The organism is Duganella sp. S19_KUP01_CR8 (assembly GCF_036688705.1).
Classification (GTDB): domain Bacteria; phylum Pseudomonadota; class Gammaproteobacteria; order Burkholderiales; family Burkholderiaceae_D; genus Rugamonas.
The window spans coordinates 261,757-286,275 of record NZ_JAQQPR010000002.1 but is presented as its reverse complement, the minus strand read 5'-3'; the positions used below and the strand labels follow the sequence as shown (position 1 = coordinate 286,275).

The 24,519-nt window shown below is 61.6% G+C and carries 18 protein-coding genes; 9 read left to right on the top strand and 9 right to left on the bottom strand.

The annotated features are described in order from the left end of the window. Positions 1–5: 5 nt before the first annotated feature. Genes tssM through tssA form a run of 4 tightly spaced genes read left to right on the top strand, consistent with a single transcriptional unit; the run spans position 6 to position 6,766 of the window. Positions 6–3,923 carry a type VI secretion system membrane subunit TssM gene (gene tssM / locus V6M89_RS03120; protein WP_332851900.1) on the top strand — a complete coding sequence of 1,306 codons (3,918 nt, stop codon included), beginning with the start codon at positions 6–8 and terminating at the stop codon, positions 3,921–3,923. Continuing rightward, positions 3,920–4,906, top strand: coding sequence for a type VI secretion system-associated protein TagF (tagF, locus tag V6M89_RS03115; RefSeq protein WP_332851778.1), 987 nt, complete (start codon positions 3,920–3,922; stop codon positions 4,904–4,906). Before tssM ends, tagF begins: the two co-directional genes overlap by 4 nt. 2 nt (positions 4,907–4,908) lie before the next feature. Continuing rightward, entirely contained in the window at positions 4,909–5,709 is an 801-nt protein-coding gene (locus V6M89_RS03110; RefSeq protein WP_332851777.1) for an OmpA family protein, read from the top strand. A 16-nt stretch (positions 5,710–5,725) separates the two neighbouring features. After that, positions 5,726–6,766 carry a type VI secretion system protein TssA gene (gene tssA, locus V6M89_RS03105; protein ID WP_332851776.1) on the top strand — a complete coding sequence of 347 codons (1,041 nt, stop codon included), beginning with the start codon at positions 5,726–5,728 and terminating at the stop codon, positions 6,764–6,766. A gap of 96 nt (positions 6,767–6,862) precedes the next feature. Here tssA and V6M89_RS03100 read toward each other — a convergent pair whose 3' ends face one another. From V6M89_RS03100 to V6M89_RS03060, 9 genes are read right to left on the bottom strand one after another with little or no spacing between them, the layout of a single operon-like run. Then, entirely contained in the window at positions 6,863–7,543 is a 681-nt protein-coding gene (locus V6M89_RS03100) for a hypothetical protein (protein WP_332851775.1), read from the bottom strand. A gap of 11 nt (positions 7,544–7,554) precedes the next feature. Continuing rightward, on the bottom strand, positions 7,555–10,212 hold the full coding sequence (gene tssH / locus V6M89_RS03095) for a type VI secretion system ATPase TssH (RefSeq protein ID WP_332851774.1): 2,658 nt from the start codon (positions 10,210–10,212) through the stop codon (positions 7,555–7,557). Between the two features lie 17 nt (positions 10,213–10,229). Continuing rightward, positions 10,230–11,312, bottom strand: coding sequence for a type VI secretion system baseplate subunit TssG (gene tssG, locus V6M89_RS03090; protein ID WP_332851773.1), 1,083 nt, complete (start codon positions 11,310–11,312; stop codon positions 10,230–10,232). Next, entirely contained in the window at positions 11,276–13,120 is a 1,845-nt protein-coding gene (gene tssF, locus V6M89_RS03085; protein ID WP_332851772.1) for a type VI secretion system baseplate subunit TssF, read from the bottom strand. The genes tssG and tssF overlap by 37 nt, the downstream gene beginning before the upstream one ends. 1 nt (position 13,121) lies before the next feature. Continuing rightward, positions 13,122–13,613, bottom strand: a complete 492-nt coding sequence (tssE, locus tag V6M89_RS03080; protein ID WP_020702961.1) for a type VI secretion system baseplate subunit TssE — start codon at positions 13,611–13,613, stop codon at positions 13,122–13,124. A gap of 26 nt (positions 13,614–13,639) precedes the next feature. Continuing rightward, positions 13,640–14,131 carry an Hcp family type VI secretion system effector gene (locus V6M89_RS03075; RefSeq protein ID WP_008449053.1) on the bottom strand — a complete coding sequence of 164 codons (492 nt, stop codon included), beginning with the start codon at positions 14,129–14,131 and terminating at the stop codon, positions 13,640–13,642. 40 nt (positions 14,132–14,171) lie between these two features. Beyond that, on the bottom strand, positions 14,172–15,656 hold the full coding sequence (gene tssC / locus V6M89_RS03070) for a type VI secretion system contractile sheath large subunit (protein ID WP_116989051.1): 1,485 nt from the start codon (positions 15,654–15,656) through the stop codon (positions 14,172–14,174). Between the two features lie 2 nt (positions 15,657–15,658). Continuing rightward, positions 15,659–16,162 carry a type VI secretion system contractile sheath small subunit gene (tssB, locus tag V6M89_RS03065; RefSeq protein ID WP_332851771.1) on the bottom strand — a complete coding sequence of 168 codons (504 nt, stop codon included), beginning with the start codon at positions 16,160–16,162 and terminating at the stop codon, positions 15,659–15,661. Between the two features lie 40 nt (positions 16,163–16,202). Next, on the bottom strand, positions 16,203–16,811 hold the full coding sequence (locus V6M89_RS03060) for a tetratricopeptide repeat protein (protein WP_332851770.1): 609 nt from the start codon (positions 16,809–16,811) through the stop codon (positions 16,203–16,205). A 266-nt stretch (positions 16,812–17,077) separates the two neighbouring features. On the opposite strand from V6M89_RS03060, the gene tssK reads away from it, so the two are divergent. From tssK to V6M89_RS03035, 5 genes are read left to right on the top strand one after another with little or no spacing between them, the layout of a single operon-like run. Further along, the gene (gene tssK / locus V6M89_RS03055) at positions 17,078–18,418 is read left to right on the top strand and encodes a type VI secretion system baseplate subunit TssK (RefSeq protein ID WP_332851769.1); all 1,341 of its coding nucleotides are present in this window, start codon (positions 17,078–17,080) and stop codon (positions 18,416–18,418) included. A 14-nt stretch (positions 18,419–18,432) separates the two neighbouring features. Then, positions 18,433–19,197, top strand: coding sequence for a type IVB secretion system protein IcmH/DotU (gene icmH / locus V6M89_RS03050; RefSeq protein WP_442881945.1), 765 nt, complete (start codon positions 18,433–18,435; stop codon positions 19,195–19,197). After that, positions 19,197–22,088, top strand: a complete 2,892-nt coding sequence (locus tag V6M89_RS03045; RefSeq protein ID WP_332851768.1) for a type VI secretion system Vgr family protein — start codon at positions 19,197–19,199, stop codon at positions 22,086–22,088. Before icmH ends, V6M89_RS03045 begins: the two co-directional genes overlap by 1 nt. After that, positions 22,088–23,512 (top strand): hypothetical protein, encoded by a 1,425-nt coding sequence (locus tag V6M89_RS03040; RefSeq protein ID WP_332851767.1) that lies wholly within the window; start codon positions 22,088–22,090, stop codon positions 23,510–23,512. Before V6M89_RS03045 ends, V6M89_RS03040 begins: the two co-directional genes overlap by 1 nt. Continuing rightward, complete coding sequence (locus tag V6M89_RS03035) at positions 23,513–24,466, top strand: hypothetical protein (protein ID WP_332851766.1); 954 nt, start codon at positions 23,513–23,515, stop codon at positions 24,464–24,466. The last annotated feature ends 53 nt before the right edge of the window (positions 24,467–24,519 follow it).

Below are 24,519 nucleotides of genomic sequence, written 5' to 3'. Positions count from 1 at the left end.
TCATGATGCAAAAAACCTGGCAATTCCTGACGACCCGCAACAGCCTGATCGTGATAGGCTGGCTGGCTTTCGCCGCCTGCTTGCTGATCGCCGCCGCCATCTTCGAATGGCCGGCCAGCGTCGCCTGGATCGTGCTGGCGATCGCGCTGCTGTTCGGCGCCATCGTCTGGCTATGGCGCCGTCAACGCCGCCAGCGCGCCGGCGCGCAACTGGGCGACATGCTGGAACAGCAGGTCAACAAGGCGCCCGGCAAACCCGATCCGGCCCAGCGCCAGGAAACGGACGTGATCCGCAAGCGCCTGCTGGATGCCATCTCCACCATCAAGGGTTCGAAGATCGGCCAGTTCTCCGGCAACGCCGCGCTGTACGAACTGCCGTGGTATATGGTGATCGGCAATCCGGCCGCCGGCAAGAGCACGGCCATCGCCAGCTCCGGCTTGCAGTTCCCGTTCGCCGACACCAAGATCGTGCAAGGCGTGGGCGGCACCCGTAACTGCGACTGGTTCTTCACCACCGACGGCATCCTGCTCGACACGGCCGGCCGCTACTCGGTCGTCGACGAAGACCGCGGCGAGTGGTTCGGCTTCCTCGACCTGCTGAAAAAATACCGCAAGAAGGCGCCGATCAACGGCGTCATCATCGCCGTCAGCATCGCCGAGTTGACACGCAACCGTCCGGAATTCGCCATCAACCTGGCCAAGAACCTGCGCCAGCGCGTGCAGGAACTGACCGAGCGCCTCGAAGTATATGCACCGGTGTACGTGGTCTTCACCAAGGCCGACCTGATCACCGGCTTCAACGAATTCTTCCAGGACGCCGAACGCGGCGAACGCGATAAGATCTGGGGCGCCACCCTGCCCTACAGCCAGTCCACCACCAGCGAGCAGATACTCGACCAGTTCGACGCCCGTTTCGATGAGCTGTACGACGGCCTGAAAGACCTGAGCCAGGCCAATATGGCGCTGCAATGGCGCGAGCGCATGCCGTCCGGCGTGTTCACCTTCCCGCTGGAATTCAGCTCGATCAAACCGTCGCTGCGCGCCTTCATCGCCACGCTGTTTGAAGAAAACCCATTCCAGTTCAAGCCCGTGTTCCGCGGCTTCTACTTCACCAGCGCCTTGCAGGAAGGCGAATCCGTCTCCGCCTCCTCGCACCGCGTGGCGCAGCGCTTCGACCTGAAGCTGCAGCCGCAGGAACACGAAGAAACCCATCAACAGCAAGGCTACTTCCTGCTTAACCTGTTCCGCAAAGTGATCTTCGCGGACAAGGACCTGGTCGCCCAATACGCCAGCCCGGCCAAGACGCGCATGCGCTACGCCGCCTTCTTCGCCGCCACCGCCTTCGTCGGCCTGGCGCTGGCCGGCTGGAGCTGGTCGTACATGAACAACCGCCAGCTGGTCGCCAACGTCCAGGCGGACCTGGACCAGGCCATCAAGGTGCAACAGAACCGCATGGACCTGCAATCGCGCTTCCAGGCGCTGGAGATCCTGCAAGACCGCATCGAGCAGCTGGACGGCTACCGTGAACACCGCCCTCTGTCGCTGGGCCTGGGCCTGTACCAGGGCGATCTGCTGGAGCGCAAGCTGCGCGAGGAATACTTCGCCGGCGTGCGTGAAGTGATGCTCAAGCCAGTGGGCCAGTCGCTGGAAGCCTTCCTCGCGGAAGTCAACAGCGGCGCCGCACAACTGCAACCGATGGCCAAGCCGGTGACGGCCGCCGTCACCGCCGCAGCCGGCGGCCCAGCTACCGACACCAGCGCATCCGCCGCCCCGGTCAACAACGGCGCCACCCAGTTCAAGGACGCTTCGCCCGCCAACGCGGAAGACGCCTACAACGCGCTGAAAACCTACCTGATGCTGAGCGATAAATCGCGCGCCGAAGCCGGCCACCTGAACGACCAGCTGACCCGCTTCTGGCGCGTCTGGCTGGACGGGAACCGTGGCGCCATGCCGCGCGAGCAAATGATACGCAGCGCCGAACGCATGATCTCCTTCTACCTGGCGCAGGTCAACGACACGTCGTGGCCGCAGATCGACGGCAAACTGGCGCTGGTCGACCAGACCCGCGACAACCTGCGCCGCGTGGTGCGCGGCATGCCGGCGCGCGAGCGCGTCTACGCCGACGTCAAGGCCCGCGCCGCAACCCGCTTCCCATCGATGACCGTGGCCCGCATCGTCGGCGACCAGGACAAGGAACTGGTACTGGGCAGCTACGCCATTCCAGGCAGCTTCACGCGCCAGGCGTGGGAAGGCTTTGTGCAGGAGGCCTTCCGCGACGCCGCCAACCGCGAAATGCAAAGCGCCGACTGGGTGCTGAAAACCTCCGCCAAGGACGACCTGACACTGGAAGGCAGCCCGGAACAGATCCAGAAAGCGCTGGTTGAACTGTACAAGAACGACTACGCCAAGGAATGGGGCAAGTTCATTCAAGGCGTCACCATCCGCGACCTGGAAGGCTTCGACAACGCCGCCGCCGCGATGAACCGCCTGGGCGATCCGCAAACCTCGCCGATCAACAAGCTGGTCACCACGGTCTACGAACAAACCTCGTGGGATAACCCGTCGCTGCTGGACGCCGGCCTGCAACGCGCGCAACGCGGCGTGTCCGGCTGGTTCCGCGAAACCATCCTGCGCCAGAAACCGTCGCAGCTCAACATCAACGTCAGCAGCTCCGGCAATGTGCAGAACGCCGCGCTGCCGCTCGGCCCTGTCGGCCGCGAGTTCTCCGGCGTCGCCCGCCTGGTGGTCACCAAGGACAAGGACGCGTCGCTGATGCGCGGCTATATGGAGCAAATGTCCAAGCTGCGCACCCGCTTCAACCAGATCAAGAACCAGGGAGACCCAGGCCCGGGCGCCAAGCAGCTGATGCAGCAAACGCTGGACGGCACCGGCTCCGAACTGGCCGACGCGCTCAAATACGTCGACGAGCAAATGCTGACCGGGATGACCGATGCGCAGAAGCTGGCGGTTCGCCCGCTGCTGGTGCGTCCGCTGATGCAGACCTTCGCCGTCATCGTCAAGCCGACCGAGACTGAAATCAACAAGGTGTGGGCCGCGCAAGTGCTGCAACCGTTCAGCAAGAACCTGGCGCTGAAGTATCCGTTCGCGACCGAATCGCGCGCGGAAGCCACCAACGCCGAAATCGGCGAGATCTTCGGACCGGACGGCGCCATCGCCAAGTTCTTCAACACCACCATTGGCCCGTTGGTCGTGCGTCGCGGCGATTCGCTGAGCGCCAAGACCTGGGCCGACATGGGCGTCAACCTGGCGCCGCCAGTGGTGGCGGCCTTCCCTAACTGGATCGCACCGCTGTCGGCGGCCGGCGTCGCCAACACCGCGGCATCCAGCGGCGGCGAAGCTCAGACCATGTTCGACTTGCAGGCGTTGGGCGCCGTCGGCGCGACCGAGTTCACCATCGAGATCGACGGCCAGTCGCTGCGCTGGCGCGGCCAGCCGCAGCCTTGGGTGCACATGGCGTGGCCGAATCCGCAAGGCGTGCCTGGCTCGAAGATCACCGCGATCACGCCGGAAGGCCGCACCGTCAGCCTGCTGAGCGAACCGGGTCACTTCGGTCTGAAGAAAATGATCGACGCCGCCAAACGCAAGCGCAAGGACAACGGCGTGTTTGAACTGAGCTGGGACAACGCCGGCGTGGTCGTCACCGCCAACCTGAAGATCGTCACCACCACGCAGGCCCCGGCGCCGCAACCGGTGCAGGCGGCGCAAGGCTTCAAGCGCCTGCGCCTGCCTGAATCGATCATCGCCGCCGGTACGCTCGCCGCACCAGCTGCACCGGCTGCACCAATGGCGCCTGCTGCGCCGGCCGCTCCGGCCGTTCCAGCCGCGCCGGCGGGAACGCCCGCGCCCAAGCCGCCGGCCGCGCCGTCGCGCACCGCCGCCGCCGCTGCGGGAGCCGTTCAATGAGCCGCGGCGCCACGCCGATCAGCGTCGGCTACTTCGGCAAGATTCCAAGCCGGGGCGATTTCGTCAAAGGCAGCGACAGCCCGGCACTGATCAAGGTGCTGGATGACTGGCTGTCGCAGGCGATGGACCTGATGAGCACCGACGCCCGCTGGAAACTGAACTACGACGCCGTCGCCCCGCTGCACTTCGCCTTTGTCGGGCCGCGCCGCCGGCACGCCATCGCCGGCCACATTGTCGCCAGCAGCGACCAGTCCAGCCGCCGCTACCCCTTCCTGATGATGGGCGCGATGGAGGTGGCCGAACCGACCGCCTTCGTGGAGAACTCCCCGCTGGTGCTAACACGGCTGTGGAACCGCCTTGAAACGCTGACCAAGGGCGTGCGCGAAGCGGGCGACCCCACGCAGCCGCTGCAGAGCGCCGCCAACCATATGATCGAACTCGATCTGCGTCCGGCCGCCTACGATGCCGCCTTCGAGGACTTCCTCGAGCTGCAAACCGTGGGCGCGCTCGACGCCATGCTGGCGCAGACCGGCTTCCAGGGCTCGGTGAGGCAGATCCTGCTGGCCCTGGGCATGCTGCTACAACCCGTCATGGCTAGCAGTTCCAGCCGCCTGGAGAAAAGCCTGCTGCTGCCGCTGCCGACCGATCCGATGTACCGCAACCTGGTCGCCGCTTTCTGGATGCACCTGATTACGCCATTCCTGGCGCGCGCCGATTTCGAACTGGCGCTGTTCGTCACCCGCATCGGGCAACGGCCGTCGCTGGTGCTGGGTTTCAGCGGCGCTTCGGCACAGACGCTGCGGGCCATCATGGACCCGCAAACGGCGCTGGAACACCACATCGACTTCGAACAACTGGATTGGGTGGAAGAGCAGATCGACACCGACTATGGCGTCAAGAAGCTGTCCACCTATCTGGCGCAAGCCAACCTGTCACTCAAGTCCGCGCTGGATTCCGTCGGCGCGGCGTTTATCGGAACCTGACCATGCGCTCTAATCAAATCATCGCCAACGCCCTGCTAGCAGCCCTGTGCGCGCTCGGCGCCGCCGGCGCCAGCGCCCAGAACCCAGGCCTGGCACCCGCCGCGCCGGAACCGGGCCAGGTACTGGCCAGCGGCACCGTGCCGGACGAAGGCAGCAAGGCCGCAGTCCTGGCCAAGCTGCGCGAAGTCTATGGCGCCGACAAGGTGGTCGACCAGATCGCCATCGGCCCGGTCGCCATGCCGGCCAACTGGAACGGCTACGTACAAAAGCTCATCACGCCCGATCTGAAGCAGATCAGCCGCGGCCAGCTGAAAATCGACGGCAGCAACGTCAGCCTGCGCGGCGAAGTAGCCAACGAGTCGGTGCGCCAGCGCATCGCCAGCACCGTCGCCACCAGCCTCAATCCGACCTACACCGTCAACAACGGCCTGCGCGTATCGGCGGCGGACCAGAATATCCTGGACACCACGCTGGCCAACCGCACCGTCGAATTCGAAAGCGGCAAGGCGACACTGACGCCGGCCGGCAAAGCCATCCTCGACGAGATGCTGGCGGCGCTGCTCAAGCTCAAAGGCCGCAAGGTCGAGATCATCGGCCACACAGACAGCGCCGGCCTGCGCGCCACCAACCTGGGCCTGAGCCAGGCCCGCGCGGAGACCGTCAAAACCTACTTCGCCGGCCACGGCCTGAATGGCGACCTGCTGACCGCCAGCGGCCAGGGTCCCGACCGGCCTATCGCCAGCAACGACAGTGCGGACGGACGCGCGCGCAACCGCCGCATCGAGTTCCGCATGGCCCAATAATCGAACAGAGGACATCATGTTTTCAGCAGAGCAGTTATTAATCCCCATCAGCGACAGCCGCCCTTCCGGCGAGGACCTGTCCTTCTCGCCAGACCTGGACGCCATCGGCCAGGCGCGCAAGTACGACGACCCATCGCTGGATCAAGGCGAGTGGGTGACGGAGTTGAAGGAAGCGGATTGGGAATTCGTCGTCAAGCGCTGCTCGGCGCTGTTGACGGAAAAGAGCAAGGACCTGCGCCTGGCAGTATGGCTGACCGAGGCCGCCGCCAAGCAGCATCACCTGCGCGGCCTGGCGGAAGGCTATCGCCTGTTGGCGGGCCTGTGCGAGCAGTATTGGGACATGGGATTGTTCCCGGAAGCCGACGGCGGCGACAACGACCAGCGCATCGGCAACTTAAGCTGGATATTGGCACGCACCCGCACGCTGATCCGCGAGCTGCCGCTGACGGAAGGCCGCAACACGGCCTACTCCACCATCGACTTCGAGTATGCCCGCAAGCGCGCCACTGGCAGCGACGATCAATCCGGCGCGCCCAAACTGGCGGACATGGAAGCGGCCAAGCGCTCCAACTCCGCACAGTTCTGCGCCAAGTTCGTCGCCGATGCGCAGTACTGCATGGACGCCTTGCTACAACTGGAGAAAGCGGCGGACGCAAAGCTGGGCCAGGACAGCCCCGGCTTCTCGGCCGCGCGCGACGCCGTGCAATCGATGCTGCACGTGATGCCGGCGGCGAGCAAATCCAACGGCGCAGCCGAAGCCCAGGCCGACGATTACGCCGATGAGCAGCCGTCGCACGGGGAAAACGGCGCAGCGGCGCCGCAGCAACGCGAAGGCGCCTCAGGCCCGATCCGCAACCGTACGCACGCGATCGCGCAACTGCGGGCGGTGGCGAAGTTCTTCCGCGATACCGAGCCACATAGCCCGGTTTCCTACTTCGCCGAGAAGGCCGCCACCGCCGGCGAACAAGACCTGCACACCTGGCTGCGTTCCGTCATCAAGGACGAAGGCTCGCTCTCCCACATCGAAGAGATGTTGGGAGTGCGACCTCCTAACTAACCAGAGTCATTCCCGCGCACGCGGGAATCCATACTGAGCATATGTCTGACGCGCTGCATGGATTCCCGCTTTCGCGGGAATGACGTTGCTTGAGTGTTATTCGCCGACCAGCTGGACGGCGTCTACTTCCTTGTAGCCATGCTGGACGTTGTTGGCGATGGTGATCTTGACGCCTTTGACTTTATAAGCAGTCTTGTCGAAGGTGCGCACGAACCAGGTGCGGCTGCCGCGCCGGTCCTGCTTTACCTCGCTGATGCCGGACCAGATGGTGTTCCACTTGCCATCCGTGTCCTGCAACTCCACCTTGTTCATCGCCTCCACACCATTGCCGCCGGGGATAATCACCCGCACCTCGGTCGCGTTGACCGGCTTGGCGTAGCTCACTTCCAGCCAGTCGAATCCCTTGTCCTGGTTGTTGTTAGTCCAGCTGCGGTCATCCGATGGGCCGGCGGTATTCTTGGCCACATTGACGTCCGACGGCGTCTTGCCATCGTCGTCGCCAAAGGTCGAACTGGCCTTCGCAGTCGCTGCCCACTGTCCCTTAGGATCGTTCAGGTACTTATCTTCCATCGTGCCGTAATCGAGCAAGGCCTGCTTCTTGGCCATTTCCTCCTGCTGCTCGGTCAGTTGCGCAGCGGCTGGCGCTGGCGCGGCAGGAACAGCTGCCGGCGCTGGCGCAGCGGCGACCGGCGCCTCTTCCTGCTTGTCCTTCTTGTGACATGCGGTCAGGATCAACGCAGACATCAAGATCGCAATAGTGGCTGGGTGTTTCATCATCGTGAATCTCCTTATTTAACGGTGTACTTGAATTGGCCCTGCTTGTTGGCGCTGACCTTGATCTTGCTGATCGCGGCGCCTTCGGCCATCTTGGTCAATACGGATTCCGCCACCTCAGGCAGCAGCGTGCCATTCAGGATATTGTCGACATTGCGGGCGCCGGAATCGACTTCCGTGCAACGCGCCAGCACCGCTTCGACCAATGCCTCGTCGTAGCTGAACTCCGCCTTGTGATTGACGCTGATGCGCTGCTGGATCTTGCCCAGTTTGAGCTTGATGATCTCCACCAGCACGTCGTCGGGTATCGGATAGTACGGGATCACCTTCAGGCGGCCCAGGAAGGCCGGCTTGAACTGCTTCATCAGGTGCGGACGAATCAGCTCCTCAAGCGCCGCCGGATCGGGCAGCTCGTCGCCGGTCTTGTTCAGGCAGGCCTGCATCATCGCGGCGGACGCCACGTTCGACGTCAGGATGATGATGGTGTTCTTGAAGTCGATCTCGCGGCCTTCCGCATCGTCCATCACGCCCTTGTCGAACACCTGGAAGAACAGCTCCATCACGTCCGGGTGGGCCTTTTCCACCTCATCCAGCAGCACCACGCTGTACGGATTACGGCGCACGGCCTCGGTCAATACGCCGCCTTCGCCATAGCCCACATAGCCCGGCGGCGAACCTTTCAGGCCGGAGACGCTGTGCGCTTCCTGGTATTCGCTCATGTTGATGGTGATGAGTTTGCGCTCTCCGCCGTACAGCACATCGGCCAGCGCCAGCGCGGTTTCGGTCTTGCCGATACCGGATGGGCCGACGAACAGGAACACGCCCTTGGGTTTGTTCGGATCGTCCAGGTTGGCGCGCGAAGTGCGTACGCGCTGCGCCACCGCTTCGATCGCATGCGGCTGGCCCAGCACGCGCTGTTCCAGCATCGGTTTCAGGTTCAGCACCGTCTTGATCTCGTCCTTGACCATTTTGCCCAGCGGGATGCCAGTCCAGCCGGCGACAATCTCCGCCACCACATGACCGTCCACCTGCACCGGCACCATCGGCGTTTCGCCTTGCAGCGACTTCAGTTCCGTTTGCAGCGCCTGCAAGTCCTTGCTTTGACCTGCACCGCCCTCGCCGCCGCCCTCCAATGCGACGCGACCGGACTTGATCTGCTCCGTCAGCGCCTTCTCCTTCTCCCAGCGCGCCGACAAATCGGCATGCTGCGCGGCGGCGGCGACGCGGCCGGCTTCCAGTTCCGCCAGGCGGGCGACGTGTGCGCTGCCGCCGGTGCTCTGCTCACGTTGCAGCGACACCGATTCCGCAGCGATGCGTTCCAGCTTGCGCGCCAGGTTTTCGATCAACGCCGGCGTGGCGTTCTGGCCCAGTGCGACTTTGGCGCAGGCGGTATCGAGCACGCTGATTGCCTTGTCCGGCAGCTGGCGGCCCATGATGTAGCGGTGCGACAAGCGCACCGCCTCGGTGATCGCCTCGTCGTACACGCGCACGCCGAAGTGCTTTTCCATCAGCGGCGCCATGCCGCGCAACATGGCGCAAGCCAGTTCCTCGCTCGGTTCCTCGACCTTGACGACCTGGAAACGGCGCGCCAATGCGGCGTCTTTTTCAAAATACTTCTTGTACTCGCCCCAGGTGGTAGCGGCGATGGTGCGCAGTTCGCCGCGCGCCAATGCTGGCTTCAGCAGGTTGGCTGCGTCGTTCTGGCCGGCCTGGCCGCCGGCGCCGATCATCGTATGCGCCTCATCGATGAACAGGATGATGGCGTGCGGGCTTTTCTTCACTTCGTCGATGACGTTCTTCAGGCGGTTCTCGAACTCGCCCTTGACGCTGGCGCCGGCTTGCAGCAGGCCCATGTCCAGCGTGTGGATCTCCACGCCCTTCAACACGTCCGGCACGTCGTTCAACGCGATGCGCAGCGCCAGGCCTTCCACCACGGCGGTCTTGCCGACGCCGGCCTCGCCGGTGAGGATAGGGTTGTTCTGGCGGCGGCGCATCAGGATGTCGATGGCCTGGCGGATTTCCATATCGCGGCCGATCACCGGATCGACCTTGCCGTCGCGCGCGCGCTGCGTCAGGTTGGTGGTGAACTGGTCCAGCGCCGGCGTCTTGGTCGCGGCCTTGGCCGACAGGTCGCCAACCGGATCGCCATCCAGCTCTTCATGCTCGCCGCCCTGCTGCGCCGCCACCGCCTCATCCGAGCCCGCGGTCAGCTTGTCCAGGTTATGCTTGATCTGGTCCACTTCAAATTTGGCGAACAGCTTGGAGCCGCGATACGCCAGTTGCGCCAGCTCCGGCTCCGTCAGCAACGCCTGCAGCAAGTGGCCGCTGCGGATCTTGGCCTGCTGGCCCGCTTGCAGGTCGAGCGATGCGATCAGCCATGCGTGTTCGAACAGCTTGGGCAAGCGCTCCGAGAACACCGGCGTACGGGAATTGCCCGTCTTCAGGCGCGCGATCTCCGCCTGTAAATCGGCCTCCAACATGCTGACGCTGATCCCGCTCTGCCGCGCGATGACGACGAAATCGCTCTTGGTCTGCTCCAGCAGCGCCAGGAACAGGTGTTCGATGTCCACCTCGTACTGCCCCAGCGAGACACACAGGCTGGCGGCGCGGGTGGCTGCCATGCGGCTGGTGTCGTTCAGTTTTCCGATCAGTGTTTTCAGGTTGATGCTCATGATGGTTCCTTTATTTTTTATACTGTATGAATCTCATAGCGCACATCGGCGCGGTCTTGCGTCTGGACGTCGGTGACAAGGAAGCTGTCCCACCCCAGTCGTCCGCCAACGCGATCATCTTCCAGCCGCGCCCCTTGCACGTCGGCCGCGCGCAGCACCAGCTGCACCTCGTACTCCAGCGAGAGGCCGGTAAACATGGTCAACATGCTTTCCAGCGCCTTCGCCGCTTTACCGCCGGGCAGGAAGGATTCGTAGCCTTCCAGGTCCAGCGGGCCTATCACCAAGCGCAATCGCAGGTCGCGCTGCCACACGCGCGAGCCGGCCATTGCGCCCGCGCCCAGCATGGCGTTGCCCATGCCAAGCATGGTCTGCTGCTCTTGCGGCACGTCGTACCAGCAGCCGATGAACTGCTCGGCCTTGATCTTCTGGTTGAAATACTCCGACAGCACCTTCGCTATCTGCACCGCCGACGCGGGACGCTGGCGCATGGCGGTGGCGAAGTAGCCGATCGACTCATCGAGCACGCCATCGCCGCCGTCCGACAGGCGCCGGCGCAGCGACTCGTTGCCCATGCCGGCCAGCGACAGCAGCAGCGGCAAGAAGGTGTCCTTGCCGTCGACCTGGTACTTCAGCTCCAGCCGGTACTTGCGCCAGGCCTCGTAGAACAGGGCCAGCGCGCGGTTGGAGAAGGTATCCAGGAAAGCGCGCGGACCATCGTCCTTTTCGTACAGGGCGTGCGCCGCGATGCGTTCCGTGTAATGAGCAGGCAGCGTGCCGCTACTGCCCAGGAAGCCCATGAAGGCCGGCGTGATGCGGATGTACTTCAGCTGCGCCGATTGCAGCGCCTCCGCCAGCGCGCGAGCGTCGGTCGGTACTTCGCGCGGCTCCGGCTGCATCGCTTCCAGCTGGCTGGCCGGGAAGTTGAGCGAAGTCGAATTCTGGAAGCGCAAATAGTTGGCGACCGCGCCCTCGCCCGGCGCGCCATGGCGCTTGAGCCACAGCTCCAGCATGCGCACAGCCTGGAAATACTCGAACCGGTACGGCTGCGCGAACAGCCGCTCGATTACAGCAGGCTCAAATCGCCGCTTCGTGGCGTGCATCGCAACAGCTCCTCTCCAGTTTTATTCGATACGATCACCAGTTGGGTGAAGCTGTTGGCGTGCACGTACAGGCCGAGGAAGCGCTCGATGATGTGGGCGAAAGCGTGGATGCCGCTACCGACGAAGGCTTCCTCGTCGATGGTCAGGCGCACCTCGATGCCGCGCACCAGGCAGGCGAACGGGTTTCCCGGCAGCCAGGTGTTGGCCGCCTTGTGCGCCACCGCCAGGATGCCGCCGATCTGCCGCTGCGACGATGGTGAGCGCGGCAGGTCGTACAGCGTCAGCATCTCGCGGAATGCATCCAGGCCGCCGTCCGACAGCGACAAATGGTTCAGCGACAGGTGCGAGATCAGGCGCCAGTGCGCGCCGCGGCCACGCTCGAAGCGGTGCGAGGACGTCGGCTTGCGCAGGAAGCTGATGGCGCGCACGCTGGAGCCGCCTTCCAGGAACAGGTCGCCGCCGCGCTGGCCGTAGCTCAGCGAGGCCGGCAGGTCGCGATTGGTGCAGCTCAGCTCCAGGCTCAGGGTATCTGTCTCCACCTCGGCCGGATCGAAATCGATGTCGACGATGGAGATCTGGGTTTCGTAGCCGGGGCTTTTCTCGGCGATGATGTCGTCGCGCCGCATGACCCAGTAGTGGCCATTCTTTTCCGGCGTCTGGCCGTGGCGCAGCGAGTAGAACGGGCGGAACTCCAGCACCGATTCGCCCTGCGGCGTTTGCCGCACCAGCTTCACGGAATCGATGGACTGCACCTCGTACGCAAACGCTCGGCGGGCGTCGGCCAGCACCGGATAGCTGGCGGTGGTGTGCGTCAGGCGTATCGGCTCGCCGCGCTGGCAGAACAGGTTGACCACCGGCGTGCAGCCCAGCAGCACGTTATTGATGTTCAGCGTGCCGAGCATACGCGCGGTGTTTGAATCGGTGCGCATGCCGGACAAGGCCAGGTGCAGCGTCACCGACTTGCAGCCGACCGGCAGCACGCCGGCCAGCGCGTGCAGGTCGATATCGAAGAAGTTGAACTTCTCCGGGAAGCAGAAATACTCGGTCAGCAGGCGATAAGCGGCGTGCGAGCGCGCCGAAAAATCGATCAGCGATTCTTCCTCGTCGAAGCCGGCCGGGGTCACCGGGATTTTATGCAGCGGTATCCAACGGCCATTGCCGTCCGCTTCCGCATAGGCGCACACGCCGCGCATGAACAGCGCATCGCGCAGCGCGGCGCAGAAGGACGGCTCGCCGTCGATGAACACGCGCAGCTTGGACAGTCCAAGCTGCGGCACCGCGACCTGGGCCGAAGTGCTGGAAATGGTCAGGCTGATGCTGGAGGTGGCGTTGGGCGGCGTACGCGTCGCTTCCGGCGCATCGATGATGGCGGCGAAAGCAGCATGCGTCAGCGCCAGCGGCGCGACCGTCACCGGATACGCGGTGCGGAAGGTACACACGGCGCCGCGCACGGGGCGCGTGGTCAGCTGCGTGCCGCGCGGGATCTCGCTGGCGGTGGTCAGCTGCGCCGCGGCGCCGCTGAAGTCCATGCGCGCGATCGAGCACGATGGAAACGGCCGCAGGTAATGCGGATACAGCACCTCGAACAGTGCTTCGGTAAATTCTGGATAGTCGTCGTCGAGCCGTTTGGCGATGCGCGAATTGAGCAGCGCGAACGATTCGATCATGCGCTCGATGTGCGGGTCTTCGCACACCTCGCCGCCGATCAGCAGCCGGCCGGCGATTTTTGGGTAGCGTTCGGAAAATTCGCGCGAATAGCGGCGCAGGAATCCCAGCTCCCTTTCGTAATACGGTAATAATTGGTCCAACTCAGGCTCCCGATTGCGCCACGCGGCGCGCCTTGCTTATGGTGTAGTGCAGGCTGGACGGCTGCAACACAGCATCAAAATTGACCGGTTCATGGGCCGAACTCACCACCAGCAGCGCCGTGATGGCGAAGTTGAGGCGGTTGATGGAGTCAGCGCGCAGTTCGAGCGAAGCCTGCACATTGCGCAGGCGTGGCTCGTGGCGCGCGATGGCTTTTTCAAGACATCGGCAAATAAAAGCGCGATCGTCGGTGCTCGACAGCGACAAGCCGGCAAAGTCATTCAAGCCGTATGTCACGATCGAGCGTCCGCATTCGGGATACCGCTTCAGCAGCTCTTCCGGGATCACGGTGCGCGTGTTGAGGAGCGCTTCCAGATCGCGCGCGACCGAGTCCTTCAAGTCCTCGATCGACAAGCGCGATACCGTGCCGCTGGAGGCGCCGTTGACTGGCATATCCATCAGCCGGTCAAACAGTCCCGGCGTAAAACCCTTCATCGGTATCCCATCAAACAGTCAGTCGATTACGCGGTCTTGTTAGCCGACAGATCCCAGCCACCCGAGGTGTTACCGCCCGAACCGCCGCCAACTTTTTGTTGGGTGTACTTCCACTTCACTTTCGAATACTTGATCGCCACGTCTTCAGTCAGGATGTTGCCCTGCTTGACGGTTGGTGCAACGCTGCTGATCAGAACATTTTCCAGTTCGATTTCGAAGTACTTGATACGCTCGCCATTGCCGTCGGCGCGCAGGAATTCCAGCTTAGCCTTAGGAATGGTTTTACCCGACGAGCAGGTTTGCAGCAGCAGAGGAGTAGCCAGGTCGGCCAGCTTCGAGACCACGATGTCTTTGTGCTCGGTACGCTCGGCGGTGTGGCCGCCGCCGGTCGATGCGGTAGCCGACTTAGGCTGCAGCACTTCCCATTGAACGGTCGATACCTCGATCCAGTCCTTGTGGGTAGCATCGGCGGATTCGCCTTTGATACCATCGATTTGCAGATAGACGTCGATTGCCATTGTTATTCCTTTCGGTTGTTAAAGTAAGTACTACGGTTGCTTAGTTTTTGGTCGATGCAGGGAGCTCCGCGACCAAACGGAGTGAAACGGACAGCTCGTCGAGCTGGAAGTGCGGACGCAGGAACGACACGGCGCGGTACACGCCCGGACGGCCCGGCACTTCGGATACTTGTACCGACGCTTCGCGCAGCGGGAACTGGGCTTTCTGTTCCTGGCTGGCGTTATCGTCCAGCAGCACGTACTGGGTCAGCCAGCGGTTCAGGAAGTCTTCCACGTTCGAGGCGGCGGCGAAGCTGCCGATTTTGTCGCGCATCATCGCCTTCATGTAGTGGGCGATGCGCGAGACGGCGAAGATGTATTGCAGCTGCGCCGACAGCACAGCGTTGGCGTTGGCGGCCTCGCTGTTGTACTTGCGGGCTTTCTGCGCCGATTGCGCGCCGAAGAAGGCGGCGTAGTCGGTGTTCTTGCAGTGGACCAGAGAGATGAAACCGAGGTCGCTCAGTTCTTTTTCGCGGCGGTCGGTGATGGCGATTTCGGTCGGGCACTTGAGCGCCACTTCGCCTTCGTCGGTCTTGAAGGTGTGGGTCGGCAGGTCTTCCACCAGGCCGCCGCCTTCCACGCCGCGGATCGCCGCGCACCAGCCGTAGTCCTCGAAGGCCGCGGTCAGCTTGGTGCCGAAGGCGTAGGCGGCGTTACACCACAGGTATTTCTGGTGATCGGTGCCATCCACGTCCTCGACGAAGTTGAAGCCTTCGGTGGTGGCGCCATCGGCCGGGTTGAACGGCAGGCGGCCCAGGAAGCGCGGCAAGGTCAGGCCGACGTAGCGCGAGTCTTCCGATTCGCGGAACGACTTCCACTTCGCGTATTCGACGGTGTCGAACACCTTGGACAGGTCGCGCGGCTTACCCAGGTCGCTGTAGCTCTCCAGGCCAAACAGCTCCGGCGACGCGGCCGAAATGAACGGCGCGTGCGCGGCGGCGGCCACGTGCGACATCTGCTCAATGAAGTACATGTCTTCCGGCTGGCGGGTGATCTCGTAGTCGCCCAGCAGCGCGCCGAACGGCGCACCGCCGAAGGTGCCGAATTCTTCTTCGTAGACCTTCTTGAACATGGTGCTCTGGTCGAACTCCAGCGCGGACTGGAAGTCCTTGACCAATTCCTTCTTGGTCGCGTTGAGCATCTTGATCTTCAGGTTCTGGCCGGTGGCGGTGTTGCGCACCAGGTAGTTCAAGCCGGTCCAGCTGCTTTCCAGCTTCTGGAATTCCGGCGCGTGCATCACGGCCGACAGCTGCGCCGAAATCATGCGGTCCAGTTCCGCGACGCGGGCGTCGATGGTGGCGGCCAGGTTGTCGGAAACGACCACGGTGCCGTCCATGACCTGGTTCACCAGTTCGGAAATCAAATCCTTGGCGCGCGCGTGTTCGGCGCTGGATTTGGCGACCTTGCTTTGCTCGACGATCTGGTCGAGCAAAGCCATTTCAGTGGCGGCGGCGGGCGCGCCGCCTGGAGTCAGTTGAGCGGACATGATCAGGCTTTCGTGGTTTGTTGGCCCAGTTCGGCCAATTTCTCGGTGCTGTTCAAGACGTCGTTGAGGATGTCTTCCAGCTTGTCGTTACCGGCCAGCTTGTTGCGCAGGTCGGCCAGCTTGGTGCGCGCTTCGAGCAGCTTGCGCAGCGGCTCCACCTGCTGCACCACGGCTTCGGGACGGAAGTCGTCCATCGACTTGAATTTCAGGTCGACCGCGAACTGGCCGGCTTCATCGCTCAACTCATTCGCTACGCGATAGGCGGCGCGCGGTTCGACGGCTTTCAGCACCTCGTCGAAGTTATCGCGGTCGATGCCGACAAAGCTGCGGTCCTTCAGGCGCTTTTGCTCGACTTCCGAATTGCCGCCGAAATCGCCGACCACGCCCATCACGAAAGGCAGTTCCTTGTTTTCGATGGCGTCGCCGATTTCAACGTCATAGGTCATCTGGACCCGTGGCGGACGGATTTTTTGTAGTTTCTTCTGGACGCTGGTATTTTTTGACATGGGAATCCCCTATCGTTGGGTTAAATGCGAAACGTTTTACTTACTTCAAAGCGTTGAAAGGATTGGCGCTCGAATCATCATCGGCCTTGGCCTTGCCTTTTTTGCCTTTGGCGGCAGTGCTGCTGTTATTGTTGCGAGCCGGATTGGAGGCTTGCGAAGGCTGCGGCGGCACCAGCACGGATTCGCCCAGGCTTTCGCGCAGCAGCTTGGCCAGGTCCTGCGACTCGGTGCGCAGCGATCCGGACAGATTGTTCTGGCGGCTCAGGTCCGACAGCGCGCGCGTCGACAAACGCAGGCCGCTGATGGCGATGATGCTGTTGGCCAGGCGGTCGTTCGGATCGCGCACCAGCACTTCCTGTGCGCTGGTAATGGCTTCGCCGTATTGACCGGCTTCATAACGGGTTTGCGCGATATTGGTCCACGGCGCCTTGTCGGCCGGGTAGGCCACGGCCGCCTCTTTCCACAACGTTACGGCTTGTTCTTTCTGTCCCGAACCGCTGGCCTGGCTGGCTTTGGCCAACATATCTTCCATGCTTGGCAGGGCTGGCTTCTGGGCGACCGGGGTGGTCATGCAAGCGCTGAGCGATGCGGCGCAGACAGCGGCGCCAATGAAACGGCCGATGCGGCCGAGGGAAATAACGGTATTCATGCTGTCCTCAAACTAAATATCAAAAAAGAATGCTTAATCACTAATTTATCCAACAGGCGCCACGTTATCAGAAATTTATTATTGACCGCGTTCAATTGAATTTTTGGTTGGGAAGAGGAATTTTTTAGTGCCGCAGAGGTCCGAGTTGCCTATTTTTTAAGCTGCGCACGATAGAAACCAAGCGGGCGCGGTAATTGGACAAGAAATGTTATTGTTCTGCTACTTAACAAATGGCATCAATGCGCCACACTCTCAAGGACGCACGCATGAGCAGCAAAATTCTATGGGGCGAAGGCTTATTCCTGCGCCCGCAGCACTTCCAGCAACAGGACCAGTATCACGAGCAGCGCCTGCATCAGAGCATGCTGGCACTGCATCCCTACGCCTGGGGCGTGAACCAGCTGCAGATCGACCGTGACGCCCTGGCCAACAACACCTTGCGCGTGCTGGAGTTGTCGCTGCGCTTCCAGGACGGTGAGCTGTACAGCGCGCCCGGCGAAGACGAACTGCCCGATGCCGTAGACCTGAGCCAGATGCTGCAATCGCAGCAGAGCGTGACCTTCTACGCCGCCCTGCCCGCGTTCAAGCCCTTCGGCGGCAATTTCGGCGACGGCGCCAGTGGCGGCAACGCGGTGCGCTTCCTGCAATCGAACCGCGAGACGCCAGACCTGTACACCCAAGCCGCGTCGGCGCAACTGAGCTACCTGAAGAAAACCGTGCGCCTGGTGTCGGAGTTCGAGCCGCGCGATTCGTACACCCACTTCCCGCTGCTGCGCCTGCGCCGCGCCGCCACCGGCGGCTTCGAACTGGATGCCGCGTTTGTCGCGCCCAGCCTGTCGATCCGCAGCTCGCCGCTGCTGTTCCTGCAACTGCGCCGCCTGATCGACGCGCTGCAGGCGAAAGTCAGCGCGCTGTACGGCCACCATCGCGAGCCGAGCAAACATGTGATCGAATTCCGCTCCGGCGACATGTCGTCTTTCTGGCTGCTGCACACGGCCAGTTCGGCGTTTGCCTCGCTGTCGCACTACTTCCATCATCCAACGCTGCATCCGGAACGGCTGTACGAACAGCTGCTGTCGCTGGCTGGCGCGCTGATGACCTTCTCGAAAAGCTGGACCCTGGCCGACCTGCCGCCGTATCTGCACACCGATCCCGGCCCGGGCTTCGCCCAACTGCACCAGATCATCCGCGAGCTGCTCGACACGGTGATCTCGTCGAAGTACTTCGCCATCGCACTCAAGGAAGTCAAGCCTTCGTACCACCATGGCATGCTGGACTCGCAGAAGATCGACGACAAAACCACCTTCTACATCGCCGTCTCGGCCGACCTGCCGGCCAGCGAGCTGGTGGACATCGTGCCGCTGCGCTTCAAGATCGGCGCGCCGGACGACGTCGAGAAATTCGTGCTGTCGGCCATGCCGGGCGTGCGCCTGACGCACGCGCCGCAAGTGCCGGCCGCCGTGCCGGTACGTCCGGACGCCTGCTACTTCGCGCTCGAAGCCAAGGGCCAGATGTACGAGCGCATGATTCAAGCCCAATCGATTTCCATTTACGTCCCCGGCGGCATGCACGACCTGAAGCTGGACCTGGTGGCCGTTACTTCCTGAACTGAGGATCAAAAATGAACGCAGTTACCGCACCTTCCCTGATGGGCGCCGGCGCCCCGGCCAGCGCCGCCAGCGCTCCGCAAACCCTGCTCGACCTGATGTACGACGGCTTCTACGCGCTGTTCATGCTCAAGAACGGCAACGGCCCGCAGGACGACGGCGAGTTCGCCCGCAAGATGACAGCCTTCCTGGACGACTTCGGCCGTGGCGCGAAAAAGCACAACGCCTCGCCGGACGATATCGACAACGCAAAATACGCCTTCTGCGCGGCGGTCGACGAGATCATCCTGCGCTCCACCTTCAGCATCCGCGACGCGTGGGAACGCCGTCCGCTGCAACTGGTGCTGTTCGGCGACCAGCTGGCCGGTGAAAACTTCTACAACCGCCTGGAGAACCTGCGCGCACGCGGCAGCGCGCACATGCAGGCGCTGGAAGTGTTCCATATGTGTTTGCTGCTGGGCTTCCAGGGCAAGTACATCCTCGAAGGCTCGGAAAAGCTGAACTACCTGACCTCGCGCCTGGGCGACGAAATCGCCCACATGAAGGGCAAGCGCGGCGGCTTCGCTCCGCACGCCGAACGCCCGGACCAGATCAAGCACAAACTGCGCAGCGACCTGCCGGTATGGGTGCTGTGCTCCGTGTTCGGATTGATCTGCGTACTGGGCTACATCGGCCTGCGCACTTCGCTGGACCACAATGCCGCCAACCGCATGAACGCGTATAACGACGTGGTCAAAATGGCGCCGCGCGCCGCCAACCTGACGATCACCCTGCCCTGATGGACCTGCTGTCACAAATTCCCTCGGCGCTCGGCCTGTTCGGCACGGGCCTGAGCCAACACGCGCGGCTGCTCACGCTGGCCAGCGCCCAGGATTCCGGCCTGCCCGAATCGCTGATGGCCGAACACTTCAGCGGCCGCGAAGGCGTCAACGAACTGTATGCGTTCGAGGTGGACGCGTTGAGCGTATCGACCGATCTGGATCTGACGATCTTCATCGGCGAAGAGCTGACCGTCACGCTATTGCAGCCGGATGGCAGCAAACGCGCATGGCACGGCATCTGCACCGAAGCCGCATGGCTGGGCGCGGACGGCGGCGTGGCGCGCTATCGTTTGCACCTGGAGCCTGCGCTGTCGCTGCTGCGGCTGCGCCGCGACAGCTATATTTTCCAGGACAAGAACGCCCAGGACATCGTCACCGAACTGCTGGCCGACTATCCGCAGCTGCGCTTTGAATTCGACGTCACGCAAACGCTTGAGCCGCGCGCCATCTGCACGCAGTACCGCGAAAGCGACCTCGAATTCTTCACGCGCCTGCTGGCTTCCGAAGGCCTGAGCTGGCGCTTCGAACACGACCAGGCCGACGATGAGAGTCAGGACGGCCAGGCCAAGCACAAGCTGGTCATCTTCGACAGCAAGGCGCGCGCACCGGATACGCCGGGCGACGCCGAGATCCGCTTCCACGGCGTGCGCGCCACCGACACCGACGACGCCATCGACCACTTCGCCGCGCGGCGCCAGGTGCAGGCCAACGCTATCAGCATCAGCAGCTGGGATCCGGCGCAGTTGTTGGCGCCATCGGCCGAACAGACATCCAGCCTGGATGCGGGTGAACTGCCGGTGCTGGCCGTGTACGACGGCAGCGGCGAGCGCATCGCCAGCGGCGCCGACAACGGCGTCGCCGCCGATCCGCACAGCCAGTTGATGCTGCAGGCGCTGGAACTGGAGAACAAGGTCTTCGAAGGCAAAGGCGCGGTACGCCGCCTGGCTGCGGGCCACGGCTTCCAGCTGACGCAGCACGAACGCTATGCCGACGGCGACAACCGCTTCCTGGTGCTGTGGGTGCGCCACGAGGCGCGCAATAACATCCAGTCGCAGATCAAGACGGCCGCCTCGCTGATCGGCGGCGGCATCGAGAACGGCACCTATCGCAACAGCTTCGGCTGCGTGCGCGACAGCGTGGCCGTGGTGCCGCGCGCCACCGCCGCGCCGCACGCCAGCACCGCGTTGGGGCCGCAGACGGCGACAGTGGTCGGCCTGGCCAGCGCGGTCGCCACCACGGATCGCGATCACCAGGTCAAGATCCAGTTCAGCTGGCAGCGCGGACAAAGCGCCAACGCCGGCGGCATGAGCCACAACACCGACAGCAAGGGCAACGCGCCCGGCGACGAAAGCTCCGGCACCTGGGTGCGGGTGGCGGAAGCGCTGGCCGGCCCGAACTGGGGCTCGCAATTCACGCCGCGCATCGGCACCGAGGTGCTGGTCGACTTTATCGAAGGCGATATGGACCGGCCGATGGTGGTGGCGCAGCTGTACACCGGTTCCGACTTGCCGCCGTTTTCGGCAGGCGTGGACTCGGGCGCAAATCATGCGGGCACGCTGTCCGGCATCCACAGCCACAACTTCGACGGCGGCGGCTACAACCAATGGCAGCTGGACGACACGCCAGGCCAGGTGCGCACGCGCCTCGCCACCAGCAGCGCCGCGACGCAGCTGAACCTGGGTTATTTGATTCAACAAGATCCCTCCTCCGCCCAGCGCGGCGCCTATCGCGGCAGCGGTTTTGAACTGCGCACGGACGCCTGGGCCACGGTACGCGGCGCTGAAGGTGTGCTGTTGACCACCAGCGCGCGCGCAGCACAAGGCAGCAGCGTGACGTCGACGCAGATGGATGCGGACGAGGCGCTCGGTGCATTGAAATCGTCGAAGGAACTGGCGGATAAGCTCAGCGAAGCGGCCACGCAGCAGCAGGCTTTGTCCAGCAAGCCGGCCGCCGAGGCACACAAGGATTTCATCGCGCAGCTCGATCCCAAGGAAAAAGGCAAGCATACCGGCGCGGTCAATGGCCAGCAGGCCGTCAAGGCCAAGGACGGTGCGCGCGATCTCGACGCGGCCAAGCCGGTGGAAAAATTCGGCGCCCCGCTGGTGCTGATGGACGCACCATCCAGCATCAACTGGGCCACGCCGGCATCAACCGTGCTGTTCGCGGGCCAGCAGCTGCACTGGGTGTCGCAAGGCGACGTGCACATGACGGCCGGGTTCACGGTATCGTCGGTGGCGGCCAATGCGGTGAGCTACTTCTCGCACGCGGGCGGCATCCAGGCCATCGCCGGCAACGGACCGGTATCGTTACAGGCGCACACCGACCAGCTGGAGATCCTGGCCGACAAGTCGATCACCGTCATCTCGGTCAACGACAGCATCGAGATCAAGGCCAACCAGAAGATCGTGCTGCAAGCGGGCCAGTCGTCGATCACGCTGGAAGGCGGCGACATCACGTTCGCCTGCCCTGGCAACTTCACCGTCAAGGGTGGAAAGCATGTGTTTGAGGGCGGTAGCAGTAAGCCAGCGCAGACTATTCCGTTACCGGATGGGCAAAGTAAGTTCAATAACTTCATAGCATTGAACTATAGAGATTTTTATGGCGAGCCAATGGAGGGAGTCGGCTACAAGATTCTTTTTGCCGGTGGAGCAATCATTTCTGGAAAACTAGACCAACAGGGGAATGCACATCACGATAACGTACCAGAAAAACCAATCTCTGCAGAGTACGAGGCACGGGAGCCTATGCCGGAGAAGCCATGGACCACTTTAAAAGAAATGCTCACAAAAGCTGAAGACAAATTCCGGGGAACAGACTCATTTTCCGGTACACAGAAGGTTAAAGGTTAATGAATGACGAATTTGAAAACGCGCTAGCTTGGTTTAGCGCCGCGCCTAAACGCTGGCTCGCCAGTGCAAAATCGGATCTCAGCGCGTGCGCCGAGTGGATCTGGGGAGTGCTACAAGGAGATTTCAATGAGGGAGCAAGTACCGCACAAGTGGCGACTGGCACAGTCATTTCCATGATTCCTTTTGTAGACCAGATCTGCGACGTGCGCGACGTCATCGCAAATTGTAAAAAAATCAATGGCGAACCACGGGAGGTTTGGCATTGGGTGGCGCTGGTCCTCACGTTAATCGGATTGTTCCCAACTCTGGGGTCCCTATTAAAAGGCTGTGGCAAAGTGGCCTTTTCATCCATACGTAAAGCCGCACACGTCAGCGGAGCAACGCCCCAAATCGCTCATTTGATTGAACAAGCTATTATTCAGCTGAATAAATTTCTGGCTCGTCCAGAGGTGGTCAAAACACTTAAAGCATTAAAAATCGACAATCCTTATAAATATCTTGCTACAAAATTTAGAGAACTGGCCAGTCAGATCAATGTTGGCAAACTGCTGACAGCTTTTGATGAAGCAAAAAAAGCAGCGAATAGTATGCTCGAGTTGGTTAAACGCTGGGGCGGCGAGACCATGGCAAAAAAAGTAACAGAGCTTTTGCATATGATTGATGGAGTTCGACGCCAAGCCGATCAAATGTTGGCCAAGGCACTGAAACCTGTTCAGGATATACTTAACAGGCTTGCTCGAAGGCTGGATATCGAGGCCGATATGGCATTTAGGGCGCACTTGAACGTCCGAAATCCACATGCAACCACACGTGTAACGGCCGCAATTGAAGAAGCTGAAATTAATGCAGGCCACCCGGCATGGGCAAAAGTCAATGGTGTTGAAACCTACCCTGGAAAGAGAAATGCTCCGCCCGCGAAGCCCGGTTGGAGAAGTACCGTGCCGGATCCTGGAGGGAAAAGCCATCCTATGGACAACAAGCATACGACCTTTCATACGATGGACCCTGTAGTCATTCCGCCGGGAGAGACCTTATATAGGGTGCTCGATCCGCAATCGGCTGACAATAGCATTTGCTGGATGAGAAAGGCAGAATTCGATAAGCTCAAATCCAAAGATGACTGGCGCAAACGATTTGCCGTATGGGCCAGTTGGAACAGCAACGGAGAATTCGTTACCTACGTAGTTCCTCCGGGACAAGGCCTGCATGTTTGGGAAGGAATTACGGCTTCCCAAACAATGGGGAAAAATAAAATCGTTCTAGAAGGTGGGGCGATTCAAATTGTCGTGAACCCAGATGACTTGATCAAAGAGGCAGTAGGGAAACGTCAGCGCACGCCTTGGAGCGGCGGCTACACCGATTTCGGCGGTGGAACTCTGGTTGGCGTTCCTGTTCTTAAAAACAATTGGTATGAAAAGAAATAGATGACTACAAAAATTAATCCTCAAGAAATTTTTCTTCTTGAACGTTACATCTCCGTCGCATATTTTGGCAAGCTGCGCGATGTATGGGCTGAAATGATTGTCCACGTAGAAAAATGCCTTGATGATTTCATGGTTCGCTTGCCCTTGGACTATCGAAATCGGCCATTGCCAGAACAACCAGACGTCGTGTGGGGAGAGCGTATATTGCCGAATTTTCGGAATACGTTTCAAGAGCTCTGCGATGGCTATATTTTATTATCCGGCGGTAGTCTCTCCGGCCTGAGCTATTGTCATGGGCCTATTAACGACTTTAAAGGCCAACAGGAATTTTGGTCAGGATGGATGAACTCCGATGATGAGACACGCTATCGAAAACTGCTGATCACTGCAACAAACATGGCAGGAAATATCGCGGCCACAGAGGGAGCTCACTGGGAGCTGTTTGAACTTGACAGGGACTATATGGAACCGTTGAGAGGGCCACTTGATTTGCCGGAGCATTGGCCCGTCTATCAAATTGATCAAAATACGACTGTTCTGACTGGTGATAAGCCTACTGTTGCTGGTATCTATGTGCCTGACGTCGAGAACAGCTGCGCAGAATATTTAAGCATCGAATTTTCCGAGGCGCCTGCTTGCCGCGCTTGGGTGCGTAGTGATAAGTTGATCGACGACAGGACAGGTAAGCAATATGGCACATCTGAGATTTTTGAAAATCAGCCGTGCAGATGGACTCTCGTCAAACGAATGAGCGAAGCTGGAATCTCTACGCAGCCATCGCTGCTTGCGTCGAAAGCGGGCCGTGTTCCGGCCGGTAGCCCCTGTCCGGAGTCAGGCTTTTATTTTACCCCGGCCAAAGAAAACTCAAGGGCACGCTTTATCGCAGGCGAAAAAATGCCCCAGTTCGACAGCAAGTATGGAGTCGTAATTTGGCAATGGGATACAAATCAATAAGACAATCCTGGCGGCTTCGCACAACATCGGCCTGCGCACTTCGCTGGACCACA